General features: G+C 49.4%; 16 protein-coding genes. 8 read left to right on the forward strand and 8 right to left on the reverse strand.

Going from position 1 to position 21,615, the window contains the following annotated elements:
• The first annotated feature begins 11 nt into the window (after positions 1–11).
• From QM717_RS10000 to QM717_RS10010, 3 genes are all read left to right on the forward strand, one after another.
• Positions 12–1,928 carry a fibronectin type III domain-containing protein gene (locus tag QM717_RS10000; RefSeq protein WP_415037334.1) on the forward strand — a complete coding sequence of 639 codons (1,917 nt, stop codon included), beginning with the start codon at positions 12–14 and terminating at the stop codon, positions 1,926–1,928.
• Positions 1,929–2,045: 117 nt separating this feature from the next.
• A complete protein-coding gene (gene trxA, locus QM717_RS10005; RefSeq protein WP_415037335.1) occupies positions 2,046–2,363 on the forward strand; it encodes a thioredoxin in 318 nt (105 codons plus the stop codon).
• A gap of 490 nt (positions 2,364–2,853) precedes the next feature.
• Complete coding sequence (locus tag QM717_RS10010) at positions 2,854–3,069, forward strand: hypothetical protein (protein WP_415037336.1); 216 nt, start codon at positions 2,854–2,856, stop codon at positions 3,067–3,069.
• Between the two features lie 13 nt (positions 3,070–3,082).
• Here QM717_RS10010 and QM717_RS10015 read toward each other — a convergent pair whose 3' ends face one another.
• The 4 genes from QM717_RS10015 to QM717_RS10030 are packed head-to-tail and all read right to left on the reverse strand — an operon-like array spanning position 3,083 to position 8,158.
• Positions 3,083–3,406, reverse strand: coding sequence for a hypothetical protein (locus QM717_RS10015; RefSeq protein WP_415037337.1), 324 nt, complete (start codon positions 3,404–3,406; stop codon positions 3,083–3,085).
• Positions 3,406–5,388: a tetratricopeptide repeat protein gene (locus tag QM717_RS10020; protein ID WP_415037338.1), complete on the reverse strand. Its 1,983-nt coding sequence runs from the start codon at positions 5,386–5,388 to the stop codon at positions 3,406–3,408. Before QM717_RS10020 ends, QM717_RS10015 begins: the two co-directional genes overlap by 1 nt.
• Positions 5,389–5,435: 47 nt before the next feature.
• On the reverse strand, positions 5,436–7,442 hold the full coding sequence (locus QM717_RS10025) for a tetratricopeptide repeat protein (RefSeq protein ID WP_415037339.1): 2,007 nt from the start codon (positions 7,440–7,442) through the stop codon (positions 5,436–5,438).
• 11 nt (positions 7,443–7,453) lie between these two features.
• A complete protein-coding gene (locus tag QM717_RS10030; RefSeq protein WP_415037340.1) occupies positions 7,454–8,158 on the reverse strand; it encodes a LytR/AlgR family response regulator transcription factor in 705 nt (234 codons plus the stop codon).
• Between the two features lie 146 nt (positions 8,159–8,304).
• Between QM717_RS10030 and QM717_RS10035 the strand changes: the two genes are divergently transcribed.
• The 4 genes from QM717_RS10035 to QM717_RS10050 all read left to right on the forward strand — a co-directional run bounded on the left by QM717_RS10035 (position 8,305) and on the right by QM717_RS10050 (position 13,617).
• Positions 8,305–8,832, forward strand: a complete 528-nt coding sequence (locus QM717_RS10035) for a hypothetical protein (RefSeq protein ID WP_415037341.1) — start codon at positions 8,305–8,307, stop codon at positions 8,830–8,832.
• Entirely contained in the window at positions 8,832–9,395 is a 564-nt protein-coding gene (locus QM717_RS10040) for a hypothetical protein (RefSeq protein ID WP_415037342.1), read from the forward strand. Before QM717_RS10035 ends, QM717_RS10040 begins: the two co-directional genes overlap by 1 nt.
• A gap of 10 nt (positions 9,396–9,405) precedes the next feature.
• Positions 9,406–10,158 carry a hypothetical protein gene (locus QM717_RS10045; protein ID WP_415037343.1) on the forward strand — a complete coding sequence of 251 codons (753 nt, stop codon included), beginning with the start codon at positions 9,406–9,408 and terminating at the stop codon, positions 10,156–10,158.
• A gap of 234 nt (positions 10,159–10,392) precedes the next feature.
• Positions 10,393–13,617 (forward strand): beta strand repeat-containing protein, encoded by a 3,225-nt coding sequence (locus QM717_RS10050; protein ID WP_415037344.1) that lies wholly within the window; start codon positions 10,393–10,395, stop codon positions 13,615–13,617.
• A 68-nt stretch (positions 13,618–13,685) separates the two neighbouring features.
• Here the strand turns inward: QM717_RS10050 and QM717_RS10055 are convergent, their stop codons facing one another.
• Both QM717_RS10055 and QM717_RS10060 read right to left on the reverse strand, forming a co-directional pair.
• The gene (locus QM717_RS10055; protein WP_415037345.1) at positions 13,686–15,551 is read right to left on the reverse strand and encodes a tetratricopeptide repeat protein; all 1,866 of its coding nucleotides are present in this window, start codon (positions 15,549–15,551) and stop codon (positions 13,686–13,688) included.
• Positions 15,548–16,249, reverse strand: a complete 702-nt coding sequence (locus tag QM717_RS10060) for a LytR/AlgR family response regulator transcription factor (RefSeq protein ID WP_415037346.1) — start codon at positions 16,247–16,249, stop codon at positions 15,548–15,550. The genes QM717_RS10055 and QM717_RS10060 overlap by 4 nt, the downstream gene beginning before the upstream one ends.
• 134 nt (positions 16,250–16,383) lie before the next feature.
• Between QM717_RS10060 and QM717_RS10065 the strand changes: the two genes are divergently transcribed.
• Entirely contained in the window at positions 16,384–18,801 is a 2,418-nt protein-coding gene (locus QM717_RS10065) for a tail fiber domain-containing protein (RefSeq protein ID WP_415037347.1), read from the forward strand.
• Here the strand turns inward: QM717_RS10065 and QM717_RS10070 are convergent.
• Entirely contained in the window at positions 18,798–20,783 is a 1,986-nt protein-coding gene (locus tag QM717_RS10070) for an ATP-binding protein (RefSeq protein WP_415037348.1), read from the reverse strand. The two genes, QM717_RS10065 and QM717_RS10070, sit on opposite strands and share 4 nt — an antisense overlap.
• The gene (locus tag QM717_RS10075) at positions 20,780–21,484 is read right to left on the reverse strand and encodes a LytR/AlgR family response regulator transcription factor (protein WP_415037349.1); all 705 of its coding nucleotides are present in this window, start codon (positions 21,482–21,484) and stop codon (positions 20,780–20,782) included. Before QM717_RS10075 ends, QM717_RS10070 begins: the two co-directional genes overlap by 4 nt.
• Positions 21,485–21,615: the final 131 nt, after the last annotated feature.

Raw genomic sequence — 21,615 nt, forward strand, 5'->3', positions numbered from 1 at the left:
AAAATGATCCCATGAAACTCAAATTCAACCTTATATTATTGGTGTTGTTCGCGTTTTCGGCAAAAGCGCAGCAGGTTCAACTGTTTACGGCTTCGGCCGACAAAAGCATCCGTGTCAAATGGCTGTCGAAAAAAATCGAACCGAATGCGTCGTATGATTTGATGCGCAGGGCCAATGGCGGAAACTGGGAGCAAATCAACAACCAACCGATTGTCGCTTCGCCCGTCATTGCCAAATCGGAACTCAATTCGTCGAAAAATCCGTTCCCCAAAGACAGCGCCTACGCGATGTACGTCGAATACAAAACGAGCAAGGAAACCACGCCGAACAAGCAGGCTTATGCCGATTACACGCTCACGATGGCGGCGGTTTTCGACAATAAATTGGCGGCGCACATGGGCATTTTCTTTGAGGACAAAACCGTCGAAACCGGTAAGAAATACCAATACAAACTGATGCAGGTGCAAAAGGAAATTGCAGTTTCGGCAGAGATTGCTCTGGGTGATTTGTCTTCGGCACCGACCAATTTCAAAGTCAAGCAGGACCAACAAAAAGTACGTTTCGATTGGAAGGCATCCGAGGAATTCATCAGCTACAATTTGTACCGCAATGGGACGAAAATCAACAGCGAACCGATTTTGGCCAACCTCGAAGGCAAGGCGTATGTGGTTTCCTATTCCGAAGAAAATCCCAAACCGGGCAATTACAAATATGCGCTCAAAGGCGTGACGTATCTCAATACCGAAAGCAAATCCGCGGAAATTACCGTCGAAATCAAAGACCAAACGCCGCCGGCTGCCGTCAAAGGGTTCAAGGTCGAAAGAAAGGAAAACGAAATCGCGATGCAATGGACCGCTTCGGCCGACAAAGACCTCAAAGGCTACAGCATTTTGAGAAGCGACGACAAAGGCAAAACGTTCCAAAAAATCAATGCCCAATTGTTGGATGCAAAAACGACACAATACAGCGAGAAAATTTCGGCCAACTTCGGGACTTTGCAATATTACATCGAAGCCGAAGACCAGGCGGGCAACAAAACGCCATCGGTCAAAACGAGCATTTTTGTGCCCGACCACGAGGCACCCGAAATGCCGAAATCGTTAACCAGTCGTTCCGAAAGCGGCAAGATCACGATGTCATGGGCGGCCAATTCGGAAAAAGATCTGGCAGGCTACCGCATTTACCGCGGGCTTAAGGACGACGATGAAAACAGCATGTTATTGCTCAACGTCAAGCCACAAACCGCAACTACTTTTATCGATACGTTTCCGAAGAAAGCCAAAACCAAATTCATCTACAAAGTCACCGCGATCGACAAGGCATTCAACGAAAGCCCGAAAGCCTCGGCTTGGGTGCAATTGCCCGATATCGTCGCACCCGATGCGCCGGTCTTGCAAGAACCGATTCTCAATGGAACCGAAATTACACTCAACTGGGATTTGGTCGTAACTGATGCAATTGCAGGTTATGACGTGTACCGCATTTTCGACGGACAGAAAGCCAAGGTCACTCCGGCCAAAGTCACCGTCGGGAATTTTATCGACAAAACCGCCACGCGAAAAGGGTTGTACCAATATTATGTGCAGGCAATCGATTCGGCCAGCCTCGAATCGAAACCGTCGAACAGCGTGTACATCAACACGAGCGCATCCAAAACCAGCGGCGTCCAACTGATGTTGAGCCAGGATGCGAGGACCAAAAAAGTACAAATAGAAATCGTCGGCATCGAACCGGCTGAGGTGCAGCGCGTCAAATTGTTTCGCAAGGACGGCGATTCGGGCTTCCGGATGTTGCCGTTCCAATACAGCGCGTCGGTTTCCACTGATGAAACTTCCGAGGCCGGAAACATCTATGAATATTTTGTAGAAGTCGTTGACCATGGCGACCAGAAGTTTAAATCGGATGCGGTCATTTTCAACAATCCGTAAAAAAATACAAAGACTGGATTTTTTTATGATCGTATAATCAAAACTGATTTTTCTATAACAGAATTTCTAAATTAAATGCCTAATTTTGTTGCTCAAACTTTAAGTAAGAATAAAATTATGGCACAAGCAATAACAGATGCTACTTTCGAGGAAGTGGTATTGAAATCAGATAAGCCTGTAATGGTTGATTTTTGGGCAGCATGGTGTGGACCTTGTCGTATGGTGGGTCCGATCATCGACCAAATCAGCGAAGAATACGCAGGCAAGGCAGTAATCGGTAAAGTCGACGTAGACGCCAACCAGGAATTCGCTGCCAAATATGGGGTCAGAAACATCCCGACCGTTTTGGTTTTCAAAAACGGCGAAGTCGTAGGCAGACAAGTGGGCGTTGCTCCGAAACAAACCTATGCAGATTCATTGGACGCATTGTTGTAATCGAAATTTAGATTGCATTTTTATAAGGCCCGACGGAAGTTGGGCTTTTTTTTTTGGAGCTAGTTCCCGCTTTCCGTTTCAATCTTTTTGCTCCGTAAACTACGCAAAAAGGATTTCCACTTCAATCGGGGCTATGCTGCCGCGAGGGCTTTCTTTTGTCTCGCAACAAAAGAAACAAAAATGCGTAGCGCGCAATCGTTCGGCGACCTGCTAGTTTTCGATGTCTAAATCGAAAGAACTCGCCTTCGGCTCAAACAGCTTTCGATTTGCTCCGCCAGTTCGCCTTCGGCTCGGGTTACGACATCTTCAAACTGCAGGTGCCCGCCTTCCACGATTAAAGCGCGCGGCCTCACGAAGAACCTTTGCTAGTAATTGAAAATTTATGTTTCGCTCGGAGCAAAACACGAGCGTAGCGAACTGGCGAAACAAATCGTCCAAACTTCGAAAGACGTTGTTAGTAGGATTTTTGGCGCTTTGCAAAAAGCCGAAAATGAAAATAAATACTTCTTATTTAGGGTGGCCTTTTTCAATTTTTTCAGCAATTTCAAAACGACGCTGCTTGGGCGAAAGGAAGGCGAGCCTGGAGTTGAGCCTGCAAGGCGAACGGCTTGGCTCGCTGTGGCCGCAGCGTGGTTTTAGAAATTGCCAAAAATTGAAAACCAGCCTTGATTTTTTTGTTTACTTTTTTCATCAAGGAAAAAAGTAAAGATAATTTGTCGCTAACTTCGGTGTTTCTCCTTCGCCTCAATAGTCAAAAAATGCATATCGCACAAAGTCGTTTCCCAACCATCAACAATCGTATAACCTGCACTTTTGCCACAAACCTCACACATCTTTTGACTGATGTAATAAATCTGGTCGGTGAGTTCCTCGAACAATTCGTTTTCGCCTTCAAATTCAATTTTCAGTCCGGCCCATTTTTGGAAGACTTCGGTGATTTGAATGCCTTCGGGGAGGTTGTCAAAGGCGATGTCGACAAGGTTGAGCCAACCTTCGCCGCAGGTTTCCTGAATGTGAGCTTTAGCCGATATTCTGTCCATCATTAAAAAGAAAGCGTAAACGTTGTTCCCGAATCCACTTTGGTATCCACAACGATATCACAATGGATTGCCTTGGCCAAATCACGGATCAAATGCAACCCCAATCCCGTCTTGATGCCCACGACTTGATTCTCGTCATAGAGCGCGCGGAATTTCTCCATCGTGCCGCCCGGTCCGTTGTCCGAAACCGCAATCCTGACTTTGCCTTCGGATTGGAATGCGTTGAGGACGATGGTTCCATTTGGTGTTTTTTCCAGGGCCTTGATGGCGTTTCCGGTCAGGTTGCGCAAAATGGTCTTGAGGTAATTTTCGTCGGTGAACACTTTGATGTTTTCTGGATTTTCAAAAATGATCTTGACATTTTCGACCGACGAAAAGTGTTTCTGCAAATCGTCAAAAATAGAACGGACGGCAATATTCGTAGGTTGCGGCTTGAAATTTTCCATCTGGCCTTTGCTCCACAACAGCAAATCCTCCATCGAATCGAGCAGGTTCTCGGCCGAGGTGATCGTTTGGGTTTCCATGCGTTTTTTGGCATCGGCGTCGAGTAAATCCGGACTTTCCTTTTGCAGATGCAAAAAGTTGATTAGGCTCGAAACCGGGCTGCGCAAATCATGGTTCAGGATGCTGAAGAAACGCGCCTTGACTTTGTTGGCCTGATCGAGTTCGGTGTTGAGCTGGAGCAATTTTTCGTTGTTCTTTTTGCGGTTGCGGCTCTGCATAAAAACCAATCCGGCAATGACGAGCAAAAATCCAATCCCCGAAATGTACAGCCATTTCTCACGTTCCTTGCTTTGCAGTTTGGCCTTGTTGAGTTGGATTTGCTTGTCGCGCAGTTCGATCGCGCGTTTGTCCTCGAGGTTCTTGATCGTTTCCTTGGTGTCCTGGTTGTAGATCGAATCCTTGTATTTGATCGAAAGCTGGCTCAATTCGAACGCCTTCTGGTAATTGCCCAATAACTGGTAAGCCAAAGCCATCTGCTCATAATTCGTGAAAATATCCTTGAGGCTTTGCTGCTCTTTTTGCAACGCGCTCGATTCGTTGAAGTTGGCAATCGCATTTTGCAGCAATTCTTTTTTCTTGGCGGCATACTGCGGCAATTTGGCCATTTCGAGCTGGATGTCACCAAGGACGGCCGAACCGTAAGCGATGTTGCGGCTGTCTTGCATCTTGCGGCTGATCTCGAGCGATTCGTTGACGTACTGCATCGCCTTGTCGTATTTTTTCTGCTGGAAATAAATGTCGCCCATCGCGCTGTAACTCATCGATTTGCTCATCAAATCCCCGAGTTCGATGCTGATGGCGGCCGCTTTTTCGTAATAGCCGATGGCCTTGTCGTTTTCACCCATCGACGAATAGACGTTACCGATGTTGCCGTAGCTGTAAGCAATTCCGGTTTTTCGGCCGAGCTTGATGTTGCCCGCGAGCGCCTTGTTGTAGTATTCGAGCGCCTTCGGGAAATTTCCCAAATCATAATAGATGATCCCGATGTTCGAACTCATGCTGATGATCTGCTTTTCGTCCTTGATTTCTTCGGCCAGTTTGAGCGCCATCAGGTCATATTTCATCGCATTTTTGTAATCGCTTTGGTAGGTGTAAATCAAACCCATGCCCATGTAGAGATTCGCCAGGATGTCTTTGTCTTTGGTAAAGGTCAGCGCCTTTTGGTAATAGGCGAGTGCTTTTTCATTCGAATCGACCGAATAGTTCCAACCGATCATACGCAAAGCCTCGGCCTTGCCGTTGTTGTCGTTGAGTTTCTCGGCCAGGGCCAACGCTTGCTTGGCATATTTCATTCCGGCCTGGGCGTCGATCGATTGGTAACGGTACGCAATCGTATTGAGCCGCAGGATTTTTTCCTTGTCTTCCTTCATTTTGGGAAGCGTCTGGATCAGTGAATCGATGTTGCGCTGTTTGAGATTTTGTGCGGTCGCGGCCAAAACAAAGCAGCACAGCATTAACGGAAGGATTTTTCGAAAGGCCATAGGTAGCAATTTGACAAAGTGAATATACAAAAATCCGGTTATTTCGTTCAGTTTGAGAGTGAAATAATAAATACCGTCCCGCGGGTTTGCCCCGATTCTATCGCAATGCGGGCATTGAGCAATTCGGCCATTTCCTTGACGAGTGTCAAACCGAGGCCCGATTTGCCGCTGTCGATGGCGGTCGTATGGTTAAACGCATTTTTGAGTTGTTCGGGCAAGCCGCTGCCTTCGTCGGCAATACTGATGTTGGTTTTGTCGCCCATTTGGGTGGCAGTGATCGAAATGTGGCTGCCCTGGGGCGAATATTTGACGGCATTCTGCAACAGGTTCCGGATGATGATCGTCAGGATGTTCCGGTCGGACTGCAACGTCAGATGTGTGGGGATTTGGGTGTTGATGACGATCGATTTCCGGTCGATTTCGGCCTGCATGAGCCCGACGATGTTCTGAATGCATTCCGGCAGATCAAACTTTTCGCTCGAAACCGTAAACTGCTGCATCTGCGATTTCGACCAGATCAACAAATCTTCCATTGTTTCGAGTACCGATCCGGCCGCTGCGCTGATGCGTTCGTTGTGCCGTTGCTTGTCGGCCTGGCTGAACAGTTCGGGTTCGGATTGCTGCAAATCGAGGAACTGCGTAAGCTGGCTGATCGGGCTGCGCAGATCGTGCCCGATGATGCTGAACAATTTCGCCTTGGTCGTATTGGCCTTTTCGAGGCATTCGTTGAGCGACTTCATCTGCTGGTTTTTGTGTTCGAGGATTTGTGCGCTTTTGCGTTTGTTGCGGTAGATGACCATCAGCGAAGCCACTGTCACCAGCGACAGGATCAAACCGATGATGAAGAAAATCCGCTGGCGGTTGCCGTTCTCGATCTCGAGCCGGTTGATTTTGTCCTTGGCCGAAAGCGCCTTGATTTCCTGTTCTTTCTTTTCGGTTTCGTATTTGCGCAACAGTTCTTCGCTGTTCTTTAAGGTTTCGATTTTAAAGATCGAATCGTTGTAAACTGCCGCGGCAACCTTGTATTTGTAGGCGTCTTGGTAATTTCCGGTTTGTTCGCTGAGTTCGGCAAGCGCCTCGTTAAGGGTGAATAATGATTGCGGATCTTCGATGGCTGCGGAAGCTGCAATCGCCTGAAGATAAACTTCTTTGGCCTGAACATATTTTTTCTGGACCACATACATATCGCCGAGGTTCTGGTAAACGGTTTTGAGCGGAATGGTCACTTCGAGTTCCTTGAGGATGCGCTCGGCTTCGCGGTAATATTGCTCGGCCTTTGTGTATTGTTTTGTTTTTTTGAAGACGCGTCCGAGGTTGATCAGCAAATCAGTCTGGAGCAATTTATAATCGTCTTTTCGGGCAAACGCCAAGCCTCTTTCGTAGTGTTTGGCGGCTTCGGGCTGCTTGTCCAGGTCGTCATAAAGGTTTCCGATATCGTTCTCGATCATGGCCATGCCCGAGAAATCGTTTTCCTCTTTTTCAATCGCCATCGCTTTGTTGTAATACTGTAATGCCTCGTCGAATTTCTTGTAGAGTTTGAGGTTGTTGGCGAGTTGCTCGTAAGGCCAGGATTTGAGCGGTTTGAGTTGATGCTTTTCCTGGTAATTGATCAGCCGCATCGCATATTTCGTCGCGTTTTCACGGTCGCCCAAATCGTTGTAAATGATACCGATGTTGTTGAGTGAATTCTGGTAAATCTTTCTCGGGAGCTTGTATTTGGTGATCAGGTCGTTGGCCTTGAGAAAATAGTCCATCGCCTTTTGCTGGTTCTGCTTCGAATATTCGATGATGCCCAGCATGTTCATCGTCTTGTAATAACCCGAACCGTACTGTAGTTTGCGCGACAAGGCATCGATCTTTTTCACATAGCGGTGCGCCTCATCATAATTGCCGTCCTTGACCATCAGGAATGCCCATTCGTTGAGCGCCTGCACATACAGCGTATCCTGTGGTTTGGTCTTCAAATAAACGCGCAGCGAATCCTTCGATTTCGGAACCTGTGCCAGAATGCCCGTCGCAAAGAAGCAAAAAAACAGGAGGTACAGTTGGCGCATTATTCGTAGGATTAAAGCAGGTTGTTGAGGTTGCTCTTGTAGCTTCGGCCCACCGGAATCAACACGTCGTTGTTGAGCAAGACCTCATTGGTCAGGATTTTCTTGATGTATTGTTTCTGCACGGCATAACTGCGGTGCACGCGGATGAACGAATTGAAATTGCTCTCCTTGAGCAGCACCCCGATGCTCGACAATACGCAATGCCGTTTCTGCGGCGTGACGATTTTCGTGTAATCCTTGAGTGCTTCGAGGTATAAAATATCGTGCAGTTTCACCTTGGTCTGTTCGTGGCCTTCCTTGATGTAAATCGTGTCGCCACCGATGCTGGCCTCAAACAACTGTGCCTTGTGCTTGAGTTCGAGATAGTCCTGGATGCGCGCCACGGTCTGCGAAAAACGATCGAGCTTGAGCGGCTTGACGATAAAATCGAGCGTGTCGAGCTCGAAACTTTCCACGGCGTGTTCAGGATGCGCGGTAATGAAAATACAGGCCGGAATGTGTGTGGCTTTTTTGCGGAATTCGATGCCGCTGAGTTCGGGCATGTCGATGTCGAGGAACAAGATGTGCAGGTCGTCTCGGTCGAGCATCGGCAGCGCGGCTTCGGCATTGTCGTAAACCCCAATGATATTGAGTTCGGGAAATTTCTTGGCAAACGAAACCACCGTAAGCCGGTCAATTTCGTCGTCGTCGATGATGATACAGTTGTAAATGGCCATGATTGGGATGAGGCTTTATCAAATGTATAAAAAAAATAAACAGAATCGCGTCGCCCGTCTATTTAAAATGCTGTTGGTCTATTGGTCATTTTTTCGCACCGACTTCTGCCACAACTTTGCCTCAAGAAACTTAAAAACCAAAAAAGATGCGGAAACTAATTTTATGTGCGGCGCTAATCGGGATGTTTACCGCCTGCAGCAAAGACGATGACAACAACAACGATGTGCCCTTTTACCAAGCGCCAACCGGTGTGGCCAATGTGACTTTAACGACCACCGGCGGAACGGAATTCAAACTCAATGGTCCGTGCGGTTGGGCGTATGCGGCCGGCGTCGGCTATGTGGGGGCGAACCAGGAAGGTGATGTGCTCAAGACCTTTTCGGTCGATACCAACCTGACGGCCTTGCCTGCCTCGACGACCACTTACACGATCACCGACGATGCCACCGATGAGGATCCGACAAAAATCACGATGCATTTTACCAAGATGAACAGCAACGGCACTTATACTTCTTTTGATGGTTATGTAGGCTCGGGCGAATTGACTTTGGTCGTGAGCGGCAATGAAGTGACGGCCGATTTGTCCGGAATTTTACTCGAAGCCGATGCGGCCAACGCGGCGCCTTTGAACCAAAACGGAACGCTTTCAGGAACGCTTAAATTCTACAAATAATGAAAAAGTTATTCGTAGCATTGGCAATCATGGCTTTGTTTTCTGCCTGCAAAGAACAAGAAAGTACGGCGATGACAGCCGATTCCCCCGAAACGGTAGCGGCCGAATCTGTCCCGGCCAAAGAAGGCCACGGCAAAATCGAACTCAAGGTCGGTTCGCAAACGCTGGTCGTCGAAGGCAAATGCGGCGGGGTGACCAACACCGGCGAGATGATCATCGCGGTGCAGGACCAAACCGTTGCGGCCAAGGTTTTCACGATCTCATTCAACACCAAGGACTATCCGAAGGCAGGCAAAACCTACACGATCAAGAAAAGCGATTTCATGAGCGAAGGCAAAAAACCCGACACCGACGTGTACATCGGATTTTCGGAAGTGACGCAAAAAAATCAAATGGACTGGAGTTCAGACGATGCGTCGGGAACCTTGAAATTCGACGTCAACGGCAATGAAATCCAATGCGAATTCAACAACATCAAATTACAGCCGAGCGCGATGTACAACAAAGGCGAATTCAACCACGTCGGTACCGCTTCGGGCAAAATCACTTTGTATAAAAACTAAATCTTATCTTATGAAAACAATCCAATTTTTACCCGCAATATTGTTCTGCGCACTGATGATTTCGTGCGGCAGCGACGACGACAAAGAAACAATCGCGCCCACGCAAACATTTCTCGTGAACAATGAAACAATCACAGACATGAACGACGGGATGGTGCTTCAAGAAACCGAATTTAGCTACGACGCCAACAACCGCTTGGTTTCGCTGATGAGCGGCACAGAATCCAAAACTTTTACTTGGGGCGCCAACGGAAAAATCGTCAAAATGACCAGCGGCTCCGGTTCGGCCATGCGCGAAACCATCTACACGTACAACAGCAACGGTGCCTTGACGGGCGAGCAGCGCAACCATCCGGCGACCAGTTGGGTTGAGGTACGCTACGAATACACCTATTTCGCGGACCGTTATGAAGAAAAGCAATTCAACAGCGACGGCGAATACATTTACCGCAATGCCTATTATTACACGGCCGACAAGAAAAACATTATAAAGATTGAAAACTTCTATGGGACAGGTGAACCCATCGGCAGCAAGGAATTCCTTTACGACAACAAAATTGGACTCGAGCAGTTGGCGCCTTATTCGCAAATGCCTGAACCGTTCTACAATGCCAACAATGCGGTGACGCAAACCAACCGAAACACCAGTAATGTGGTTACGTATACGGCAGAAATTCCATTCGAATACGACGTGCTCGGTCACCCGACATCGGTCACCCGAAGTGGTTTTCTCAAACACGGTTTTGGGTATTTGGTCAAGTAATTTCAGATTTCAGATTTCAGAATTGTATAATCGGTGGATACCAATTTCAATCTAAAATCTAAAATCAATTCAAGAAACAGAAGGTTTGGTTTAGTTTCTGGGGTCCGGTGAAAGCCGGGCCTTTTTTGCATTCGTCTATTTAAAATGTCGCTTGTCTATTGGTGGTTTTTTTCCAGCCAGATGCGGCAGACCTTTGTCCGACAATCAAAAGTCACACAACTAAACCAAAATATCATGAAGACACGTTTACTGCTCCCGATGCTGTTGTTTGCTGGAGCCAACACCTTGGCACAAGTCGGAATCGGGACCACCGCGCCCAAAGCGGTACTCGATATTCCCGCAACCAATACGGCCGCCCCGGCCAATACCGACGGAATCCTTGTGCCCAGGATCGATGCGTTTCCAGCCGTCAATCCAACCGCAGACCAAAACGGCATGATGGTATTTTTGACCAACGACCTGCCGTCCAAGCCCAAAGGATTTTACTATTGGGACAACCCGACCAATTCGTGGATTGGAATCGGCGCCGATGCCAAAGGCTGGGAACTGACCGGAAATTCAGGCACCAATCCGCTCACCAATTTCATGGGCACGACCGATGATAAGGACATCATTTTCAAACGCTTCAATGTGCGCGCCGGACAACTTTCGGTACAGAATACGGCTTTCGGGGTCAACACGCTCAACCCGCTCAATACGGGGATTTTCAATACTGCTTTCGGTACACTGACCTTGACGGCCAACACGACGGGAACGCAAAACACCGCGATGGGAGACGGTGCTTTGCAGATCAACACGACGGGTTATTATAATTCGGCGATCGGATCGAATGCGTTGTACGGCAATACGGGCGGTTTTTACAATTCGGCTTTTGGGACCCAGACGCTCGAGCTCAACGCCGATGGGACTTACAACAGTGCATACGGCAATTTTTCATTGCGTAAAAATACAGGCCACTTCAATTCGGGATTTGGTGTCAACAGTTTGGTCAACAACACGGTGGGTTACGAGAATGTGGGCGTTGGCGTCAATGCGGGTTACACGAACCAAACGGGTTACCGCAACGTCGCCATCGGAAACAACGCGTTGTATTACAACACTGCTTGGGGGAATGTCGGCGTTGGCCATCAGGCGGCTGCGGGCAATACGACCGGGCAGTACAATACGGCCATCGGAACCTATTCGTTATTGGACAATCAAATCGGGAGTTACAATACCGCAACCGGTTTCAATGCGCTCATCCACAACAAATCCGATTTCAATACTGCAACGGGTGTCAATGCACTGTTCACCAATACGACCGGAAATTACAACACCGCTTCGGGTGTAGAATCGCTTTTTCTCAACAACAGCGGCACGCTCAACACTGCCTCGGGTTACCGTGCTTTGCGCAACAATGCTACAGGAACAGCCAATACGGCTTTCGGCGAAAATGCACTGGCAACCAATACCGCTTCGAATTACAACGTGGCCATCGGCGGAAGCGCGCTCTTGATGAATACCGGGGCAGAGAACGTCGCGGTGGGAACCAGTGCCTTGCGCCTCAACGATGTGGGTTACAACAGTACGGCAATAGGCGTCAATGCCTTGTACAACAACAAATCGCCGGACATGCTTGCGGTAGGGAACCGTGCCTTGAGTGCGAATACGACGGGTCTGTTCAATACGGCCCTCGGGACCTATGCGATGCAAAACAGCAAGGAAGCCTCGCACAATACGGCAGTGGGCTATGGGGCATTGAACAAAAACAATGATGGTACGCCTGCGGGCGGAAGCTGGAATGTGGCAATGGGAAATTATACCTTATTGCAAAACACGACCGGGCATTCTAATGTTTCCGTTGGTTTTTCCAGTATGTATAAAAATACAACAGGTACTTGGAATGTATGCGTCGGAGGTGCCACACTTTACGAAAACACCATCGGTTACAACAACACCGCCGTCGGATATTCCGCACTTTACAACAATGTGGATGGGTATTTCAATACAGCATTGGGCTTAAACACACTCTACAAAATTCAATCGGGCAACGATAATACCGGTATTGGATACCAATCGCTGTACAATATCGAAACTGGAATCAACAACACTGCAATCGGCGCTTGGTCGATGTACGGCCAAACGGCCGGCAGCGGAAACATCGCCATCGGAAGAAACGTTAATACGGTGGTGCTTACGGGCAGCAACCAACTCAACATCGGCAACTCGATTTATGGTACCGATATCAACAATGCCGCCACTGCCAAAATCGGAATCGGTATGGTGCCGACAGAAAAACTCGATGTCAACGGAAAAACCAGAACGACCAACTTACAAGTGACCAATGGTGCAGCGGCAGGACGCGTGTTGGTTTCGGATGCCACCGGAAATGCGACCTGGCAAAATTCGGGATCAGCGGACGCGGCCTGGTATGAAACGGCAACGACCACACCACCCGACCTGAACAGCGATTCGATGTATCATACGGGCAATACGGCCATCGGTGTCAACAATCCGGGGACGACCAAATTGTATGTGTACAATCAGCAGCTTACCGCCAATGGTGACGGCCAGCAAACCGTTTTCGGATACCGGACCCGCGATACGCAAAATGATGGATCAGGTTACGGACTAAGCACATCGAACCGTGCCATCGGCGGCTACAATTTTTTTGGTGATGCCTATACTTTTGGCACGACCGGGCATTGTGACAACGATTTCAACCGAAGCGGCGGAATTTTAGGTGGACACAGCGGCGGCGTCTATTGGGCGAGTCTTGGTTACCGTGCCAGTTCGGGTAATTTTTATGGCGTTTATGGGACATCGACAACGACCGGAACAGGAAGAATGGCGCAGCAAAATACGGAATCATCCATCGGCGGCGGATTCTATGGCGGTGCAATCGGTTCGTGGAGCAAAGGCAACGCCATCGGGCAAATCAGCTCGGGCAATTTGTTTGCATCGTACAACAGCGGCGACGAATACACGGCCGGCAAGCAAATCGAACTCGTCGATACGGGCAATGCCAAGACAGCGGCTTATACCGTCACTTCAACCGAAAGCGTCATCTACAAAAAAGGGAAAATCACTTTGCAGAATGGCTCGGCCCGGATTGATTTCGATGTGAATTACAGAAATTTACTCGGCGATGTTCCCGTCGTGACGGTTTCCCCGATGGGCCAATGCAACGGATTGTACATCGAATCGGTCGACAAAAACGGATTCACCGTCAAGGAACTCGGCAACGGAACCAGCAATGTTTCGGTTTCGTGGATTGCCGTCGGGGATCGCATCGACGCTTCGGCAAACGTGCAGAAAGACGTACTCGACAAAGATTTCGATGCCAACCTGAACGACGCGATGTTCAACGAAAACAATACGCAACAAAATGGCAAGGGCGTTTGGACGCAGGGAAGCCGCATCCATTTTGGACAGTTGGCGCAACCGCAAAACCCTTCGAAGAAAGAAATCCTCAAATAGTTTTATAGTTAGTTTTTTTGGAAACGCAATTTTTTGTGCAAAAGGCTCGAGTGGTATCGGGCCTTTTTTTATTCGAAAACCAAGGTAAAAGTAGTGCCGGTTCCGGGTTTCGATTCGACCGAGATCTCGCAATGGATGATTTTCGCCAAATCGCGGATCAAATGCAAGCCGAGCCCCGATTGGATGCCGCCCACTTCGGAATCGTCATACAACGCCTTGAATTGCGCATCAGAAGCGCCCGGCCCGTTGTCGGTAACCGATAGGAAAACCTGCTTTTTGTCGCGCCAAGCTTTCCAATCGATTTTCGGATTTTCGGTTCCTTCCAGAGCCTTGATCGCATTGCCGGTCAGGTTGCGCAGGATGGTCTTGAGGTAATGTTCGTCGGTGTGGATTTTAACGTTCTGCAAATCCTCGAAATGCATTTCCACCGTTTCAAAACCGGCAAAATGATTTTGGAGGTAAACAAACAAGTCCATCGCGTGGACTTCGTCAAACTGCGGGCTGAAATGTTCCATCTGGCCTTTGCTCCACAACAAAATATCCTCCATCGAACCGAGCAGGTTTTCGGCGGCATTGATGGTCGAATGCTCGATGCGTTGTTTCGATTCGGTGTCGAGCAGGTCCGGGCTGTCTTTCTGCAAATGCAAAAAATCGATCAGGTTGGCCACCGGACTGCGCAGGTCGTGGTTCAGGATGCCAAAAAACCGCGCCTTGATTTGGTTGGCTTCGTCGAGTTCATCGTTGAGTTGGTGCAGATGCTCGTTCAGCTTTTTGCGGCTGTAACTTTGGTAAAACAGCAAAATCCCAATGGTGCCAAGCAATCCGAGCCCGATGTACAAATACCATTTCTGGCGTTCGTTGGTTTCGATGATCAATTGGTTGAGCTCGATTTCGCTGTCTTTTTGCCGCAGTTTTTGCCTGATTTCAAGCTCGGCAATCTTGTTCTTGTTGTCCTGCGAGAAAATTTCGGTGTAGATTTCGTAGTTGCGTTTGTTGTAGCGCAGTGCCGTCTCAAAGTCTTTTTGCAGCGATTTGACTTCGGACATTTTACCATAGGCAAACATCAGGTTCTGCCGCACATTCGACTGCTTGGAATAGGCAATCGACTCGTTGAGGTATTTTTCGGCCTGGGCCAACAACGTATCCCGCGAAATTTGCGGGGTGTATTTGAGCCGCAGGTTTTCTTTCGAAGCCAGGTTGATGTTGATTTCGGCCAAACCCATCAAATTCGAGACCGCGAGCAGATAACCCGGATCGATCGAATCCCAAAGCGCTTTGGACTGCAAATAATAATTTTTCCTGGCAAGCAGGTTTTTGGACACATCGCCCAGATCCATCAACGTTTCGGCTTTTTTCTGGTCGTTGTGCTGCGCATTCCAGACCGCGAGCGCTTTCTTGAAATAGAACGCCGCCTTGTTGGGTTGCTTGGCCTCGCTGTAAATGAGTCCGAAAGTCGTCCAGCAATTGGCCTTGATGTCGTCGTGCCGGTTGGCCACCGCAATTTTGAGCGCGTGGTTCGTGTACCGGATCGCCATCGGGAAATTGTGTTCCTTTTGGTAAATGACCGCCGCATTTTGCAGGGCCGTCGCGTTGAGATAGGTGTATTTTTCGGAATGGGCAATCGATTTGAGGTAGTAATCGAGCGCGAGCAAATGGTTGCCGCGGTCGTGATACGTATTGCCAATGTCGTTGTAATAGGCCGCAAATCCTTTGTCCCAATGAAGTTTTTGGACAATCTTCAACCCTTCGTTGGCATATTGCAAGCCTTTGTTCGGATTCGATGAACGCAATTCGGATAAAATCAGCAGGTAGCTGCGTGCCTTGACCGTATCGTTTTGCGTCTTTGCAATGATGTTTAAAAGCGAGTCGACTTTCGTTTGCGGATTTTGCGCCGAAACCATTCCAACCAGCAAAAGACAAAACCATCCCCTCATAAAATCCCGATTAAATTGTCTTTGTAACTGAGCCCGATCGGAATCGAAACCCCATTGTGCAGCGTCAACTGTTGCGTCCCGATTTTGTGCACGAACTGTTTCTGCACGGCATAACTGCGGTGCACGCGAATAAACCACTGGAAGGCATCTTCCTTGAGCAGGTTCCCGATGCCCGAGAATACGCAATGCCTTTTGGTCGGTGTAACGAGCAGGGTGTAATCTTTCAGGGCTTCGAGGTACAAGATGTCGTGCAGCTTGACGCGCGTCTGTTCATAGCCTTCCTTGATCACAATGGTGTCGTCGCCAAAACTCGATTCGTACAAATCGGCTTTCTTTTTAATGGACAGAAATTCCGTAATGCGCTGCATGGTTTGTCCGAAACGCTCCGGCCGAAGCGGCTTGACGATAAAATCGAGCGCCTCGAGTTCGAAACTTTCCACGGCATGTTCGGGATGCGAGGTGATGAAAATGCAGACCGGCGTGTCCATCATCGTCTTGCGGAAATCGAGTCCGCTGGTTTTGGGCATGTCGATATCGAGGAACAGAATATCGATGCGGTTCTTTTCCACAACTGGCATCGCGGCCTGTACCGACGAGAAATGGCCAAGGATGTGAAGCATCGGGTAATTCCGCGCCAGCGACAGCACTTTGAGCCGCGCTACTTCGTCGTCGTCAATGATGAGGCAATTGTATTCCATAGCTTTTGGTTACCCAAATATAGCAAATTAACGCGACCGCATTCGTCGATTAATCGGCTTGTTCGTCTATTTTTTTCATCACAGCTAGGGGCAATACAGAACTTTGTTGGATCAAACCATTTAAGATTTGTCCCATGGACACCAAAAAAATACTATCGATTGTTTGGATTTTGACCGCGCAATCTTTGGCCGCACAGGTCGGCATCAACACCACTTCGCCCGAAGCGCAGCTCGACATCCGTTCGTCCAACCAGGCCAGTCCCACCCAGACCGACGGGATTTTGATCCCCAAAATCGATGCGTTTCCGGCCATCAATCCCAGCGCGGCGCAGCAAAGTTTACTGGTGTATTTGACTACCGCTTCGGGCACAAACCCTCCCGGATTTTACTATTGGGACAACCCAACGGCGAGCTGGAAAACCATCGGCGGTGAAAAAGGCTGGGGACTTTCGGGTGATGCGGGAACCAATCCGGCGACGAATTTCATCGGCACCACCGACGACAACGATCTCATTTTCAAGCGCGACAATTTGCAGGCGGCGCGTATCGGAGCCAACAACCTATCGTTTGGCGTCGATGCCCTTTCGCCTACGACGGCAGGCGCGTTTAACCTCGCTTTTGGCAACAGCGTGATGGCGGCAAATACAACAGGTTCGCAAAACGCGGCATTCGGGACTTTTTCGATGATGGCCAATACCGATGGTTTCGGGAACTCTGCGTTCGGGACCAATACGTTGCGCAAAAACACCACAGGGAGTGGCAACACAGCGCTCGGCAGCCATACGTTGTACGACAATTTGACGGGTATGTGCAATACCGCTTCGGGCTATTCGGCCTTGCAACACACGACGACGGGCGGGTTCAATTCGGCCTATGGATTCGAATCTTTGCAAGCCAATACGGGCGGCTCGTTTTTGGTCGGATTGGGCTATCGGTCGTTGTTTTCGAATACGACGGGAGTCGAGAATACCGCCGTCGGGACGCTTTCGTTGTATGCGAACACGGCGGGCAATTACAACACCGCTGTCGGCATCTATGCACTTAATTTCAACACCACAGGCAACGAGAACAGTTCGATTGGGGCGTATGCTTTGCAGAACGCAACGACGGCCAGTTTCAATGTGGCAATAGGGACGAGCGCGTTGCGCAATACCAGTACAGGCGGCAACAACGTAGCCATCGGTCGGCAGGCGTTGTTTACCAATGCGGTCGGCGAAAGCAATGTGGCCATCGGATCGCGGTCGATGTATTCGAATACATTCGGCGGTTACTTGACCGCGGTCGGTTTCGAGTCGCTGTTCAGCCATACGTCGGGTTTCGATGTGACGGCCATCGGCAACAATGCCCTGTATTCGAATACCACGGGCAGTTACAATACCGCCGTCGGATCGCATGCGTTGCGTTCGAATACCTCTGGCGGCTACAACACTTGCATGGGATTCCAGGTGATGCAAAACAATACCGTAGGCAGCGGCAATGTGGCCCTGGGCGTGTATGCGATGCGCAGCAACACCAGCGGGAATCACAATGTGGCCATCGGCGACAATGCGCTCTACACCAATACATCGGGTTACCAGAATGCGAGCGTGGGTGTGGGCAGCATGCAGGCCAATACCAATGGTTGGGCCAATGCCGCGGTGGGTTTCGAATCGATGTTGGGCAATACCAGCGGCATCGGCAACGCGGCAATCGGTTACCGCAGCATGCGTTCCAATACGACGGGCAACGACAACACGGCCGTCGGCAACCAGGCGTTGTACAGCAACACGACCGCGGGTTGGAACACGGCCGTCGGGACTTTTGCTTTGCAAGTGAATACGACGGCCAGCGAGAATACCGCTGTGGGCAGAAATGCACTCATGACCAACAACGGCGCGCGCAATACCGCCATCGGGGTGGCCGCCGCAGAGCTCAACATGACGGGCGAGGGCAATACCGCGGTGGGAATTTTCGCGGGCCAATTCAATGCGTTCGGGAGCAACAACACATCGGTGGGTCGGCAATCGGGCAGTTTGATGGGATACAATCCATCGAATTTCAGCGCGTTCGGGTATTATGCCGGACACGTCGGCAGCGGCAGCAATTCCATCGAACTCGGCAATACGAGCGTGGGTTGGATCGGCGGGCAATCGGGTTTCTTCAACTATTCGGACGGCCGCATCAAACGAGACGTCAAGGCCGATATTCCGGGATTGGCGTTCATCCAAAAATTGCGTCCGGTGACTTATTTCCTCGACATCCACAAACAGAACCAACTGGTGTACGGTGAGCCGCTCGAAGATTGGGAAGGCAAGTACGATCTGGAGAAAGTTCGACAAACGGGTTTCATCGCGCAGGAGGTCGAACAGGCGGCGCAATCCATCGGTTATGATTTCAACGGGATCAAGGCGCCTGCAAATGGCAAAGGTTTGTACAGTGTGCAATATGCCTCATTCGTCGTGCCGTTGGTCAAGGCCGTACAGGAACAGCAACAAATAATCGAGGCGTACCAAAAGCACATCGAGCGGCTCGAGGCACGGCTGCAAGCCCTAGAAAAGCGGCTCGGCCATTAGCCAAATGTTAAGGCAAACGTGGTCCCGGCTCCGGGTTTCGATTCGACCGAAATGGTGCAATGGATGACCTTGGCCAAATCGCGGATTACATGCAAACCCAACCCTGATTGGATGCCGACCACTTCGGTGTCGTCGTACAAGGCACGCAGTTGTTCGTCGTTGATGCCAGGGCCGTTGTCGGAAATCGATAAAAAGGTTTGTCCATTTTGTTGCCAGGCTTTCCAGATGATTGTCGGGTTTTCGGTTTCGCGCAGCGCCTTGATCGCGTTTCCGGTCAGGTTGCGTAAAATCGTCTTGAGGTAATTGTCGTCGGTGTTCAGGTGCAAATCCTGTGGGTTTTCGAAGGCCAATGTTACTTTCTCAAAACTGGAGAAATGCTTTTGGGTGTCCGAAAACAAATCGGCAACGGCGACCTCCTTAAACTGTGGGCTGAAATTCTCCATTTGGCTTTTGCTCCACGCCAATAAATCTTCCATCGACTGCAACAGGTTTTCGGCCGAGGCGATGTTCTTGGCCTCGATGTTTTGCTTCATTTCGGCATCGAGCAATTCCGGGCTGTCTTTCTGCAAATGCAAATAATGGATCAGGTTGTAGACCGGGCTGCGCAAATCGTGGTTCAGGATGCTGAAGAAACGCGCATTGGTTTTGTTCGCCTGGTCGAGCGCCGCGTTTTTCTGGTCGAGGTCGTTGTTGAGCGACCGCAACTGTTCGTTGGTTTTTTGACGGTTGCGGCTTTGGTTGAATAGCAAAACCCCAATCACGGCCAATAGTGCGAGTCCGCCAATCAGGTACCATTTCTGCTTTTCCTTGTTGGCGAGCGTGATTTTGTCGCGCTTGATTTTTTCGTCGCGGATCAGGATGTCCTTTTCGCTTTCGAGGTCGGCAATCTTGTTTTTGTTTTCCTGCGAATACAGCGAGTCGGCCAGTAACCAACTTTTGTGCAATTGCTGGTAGGCTACTTGGTATTCATCGCTCGAATAATAGACGGCGGCCAGGTTCGTCCCGTGGTGGACCAACGCATTGCGGTTCTTTTTCTTTTGGGCAATCGCCACACTGCGTTCGAGGTAAATCTTTCCCAGGTCGAGCAGTCCTTTTCGGGTTTTGGGAATCAGTAGGCTTTTGCTGGGCTTGTAGATCGTATCGTAATGCGAAATGTACCACAGATTGTATCCGATGTTGCCCAGATTCATGATCGACATCGTATTTTCGGGTGCGGTGCGGTCCCAGATTTTTTGCGCCTCCATCGAGGTTTCCGTCAAGCGGATCAGGTCGTCCGCGTAACAAAGTGCCCAATTGGTCTGTACCCAAGCCTGTCCGTATTCATTGCCGATGGCGCCAAAACTGACAAAAGCCGATTTAAAATAACGGTTGGCCCTCGGTAAATCGCCCTTGAGCCGGTACACTTCACCGATGGCAGCCAATGCAAAAGCCCGCTGTATCTCGTCTTTGTGGAATTTTTGGTAAGCGAGCGATTTATTCGCATATTCCATCGCCTTGTCGAAATTGTGCTGGTCCAGGTACGACATCGCCAGCCCGCGGCAACTTTTTTGGATCAGCACATAATCCTTGCTTTTTTCGGCATTCGCAATCGCCTTGTGGAAAAACTGGATCGAATGGACGTAATCGGATTGGCGTTCCGAAAGCAAGGCCGCATTGAAATAATTGTTGGCGAGTTCGGCCACATCGTTGTTCTTGAGATGGTATTGGAGTGATTTTTCGTTGCGTTTTTTGGCGTCGTCGAGTTCGGTCAGGTAAATCTTGACGAGTGCCATCGTCGATTCGGCCTTGGCAATTTTCGCCGCCGAGCGCGATTGCTTGGCCTCTTTTAAAATCGAATTGGCCTTGGCAAAGGCGGCATCGGCGTCTGAATAGGCGAGTTGCTCGACCTGGTTCCTTCTGGATTCAAATTCCTGGTCAGCCCGTTGTTGTCCAAAGAGATGGGCAAAATGCAACAAGGCGAGAATCAGGAATAAGTTTTTCATAAAATAGCGCTTAGGTTTTCTTTGTAGCTGCGGCCGATCGGGATTTGCGATTGGTTGGCCAACGTAATCTCGTGTGCCGAGGTCTTGACCACGAATTGTTTCTGTACCGCAAAACTTTTGTGCACGCGCACGAACGAATCGAACGGTTCTTTTTTGAGCAGCGTCCCGATGTTCGACCATACGCAATGCTTCTTCTGCGGCGTGACCAACAGCGTGTAATCTTTGAGCGCCTCGAGGTACAAAATATCCGAAAGCTTGACCTTGAATTGTTCGTTTCCTTCCTTGATTGTGATCAGGTCGCCGCCAAAACTGAGCTCGAACAGCGTTGCCTTTTCCTTGATTTCGAGAAATTGCAAGACGCGCTGCATCGCCTTTTCGAAACGTTCAAACCGCAGTGGCTTGACGATGAAATCGAGCGTGTCGAGTTCGAAACTTTCCACGGCATACTCCGCGTGCCCGGTGATGAAAACACAGGCCGGAACCTGGGTTGCTTTTTGGCGCAATTCGAGCCCGCTGCCGCCCGGCATGTCGATGTCGAGGAACAGCACGTCTATTTTTTCTTTCTGCAAAGCCGCCAAAGCCTCGGCCGCCGATTTATAAATACCGGCAATTTCTATCGAAGGGAAACGTTTGACGAACGATACCACCATGAGGCGGTCCACGTCTTCGTCATCCACGATGATGCATTTCCAAGGGTTCATTTGGGAGGCTTTGTTACCCAAAAATAACAAATATTCGTCAATCGTAAACGGTCATTGGTATAATATAAATGTCGTTCGTATAAATTGCCGTAACGGTGCGGTTTATTGGCGGAATTTTGAGGGTCATTAAA

It is taken from the genome of Flavobacterium sp. (genome assembly GCF_047602195.1).
In the GTDB taxonomy this organism is placed as follows: domain Bacteria; phylum Bacteroidota; class Bacteroidia; order Flavobacteriales; family Flavobacteriaceae; genus Flavobacterium.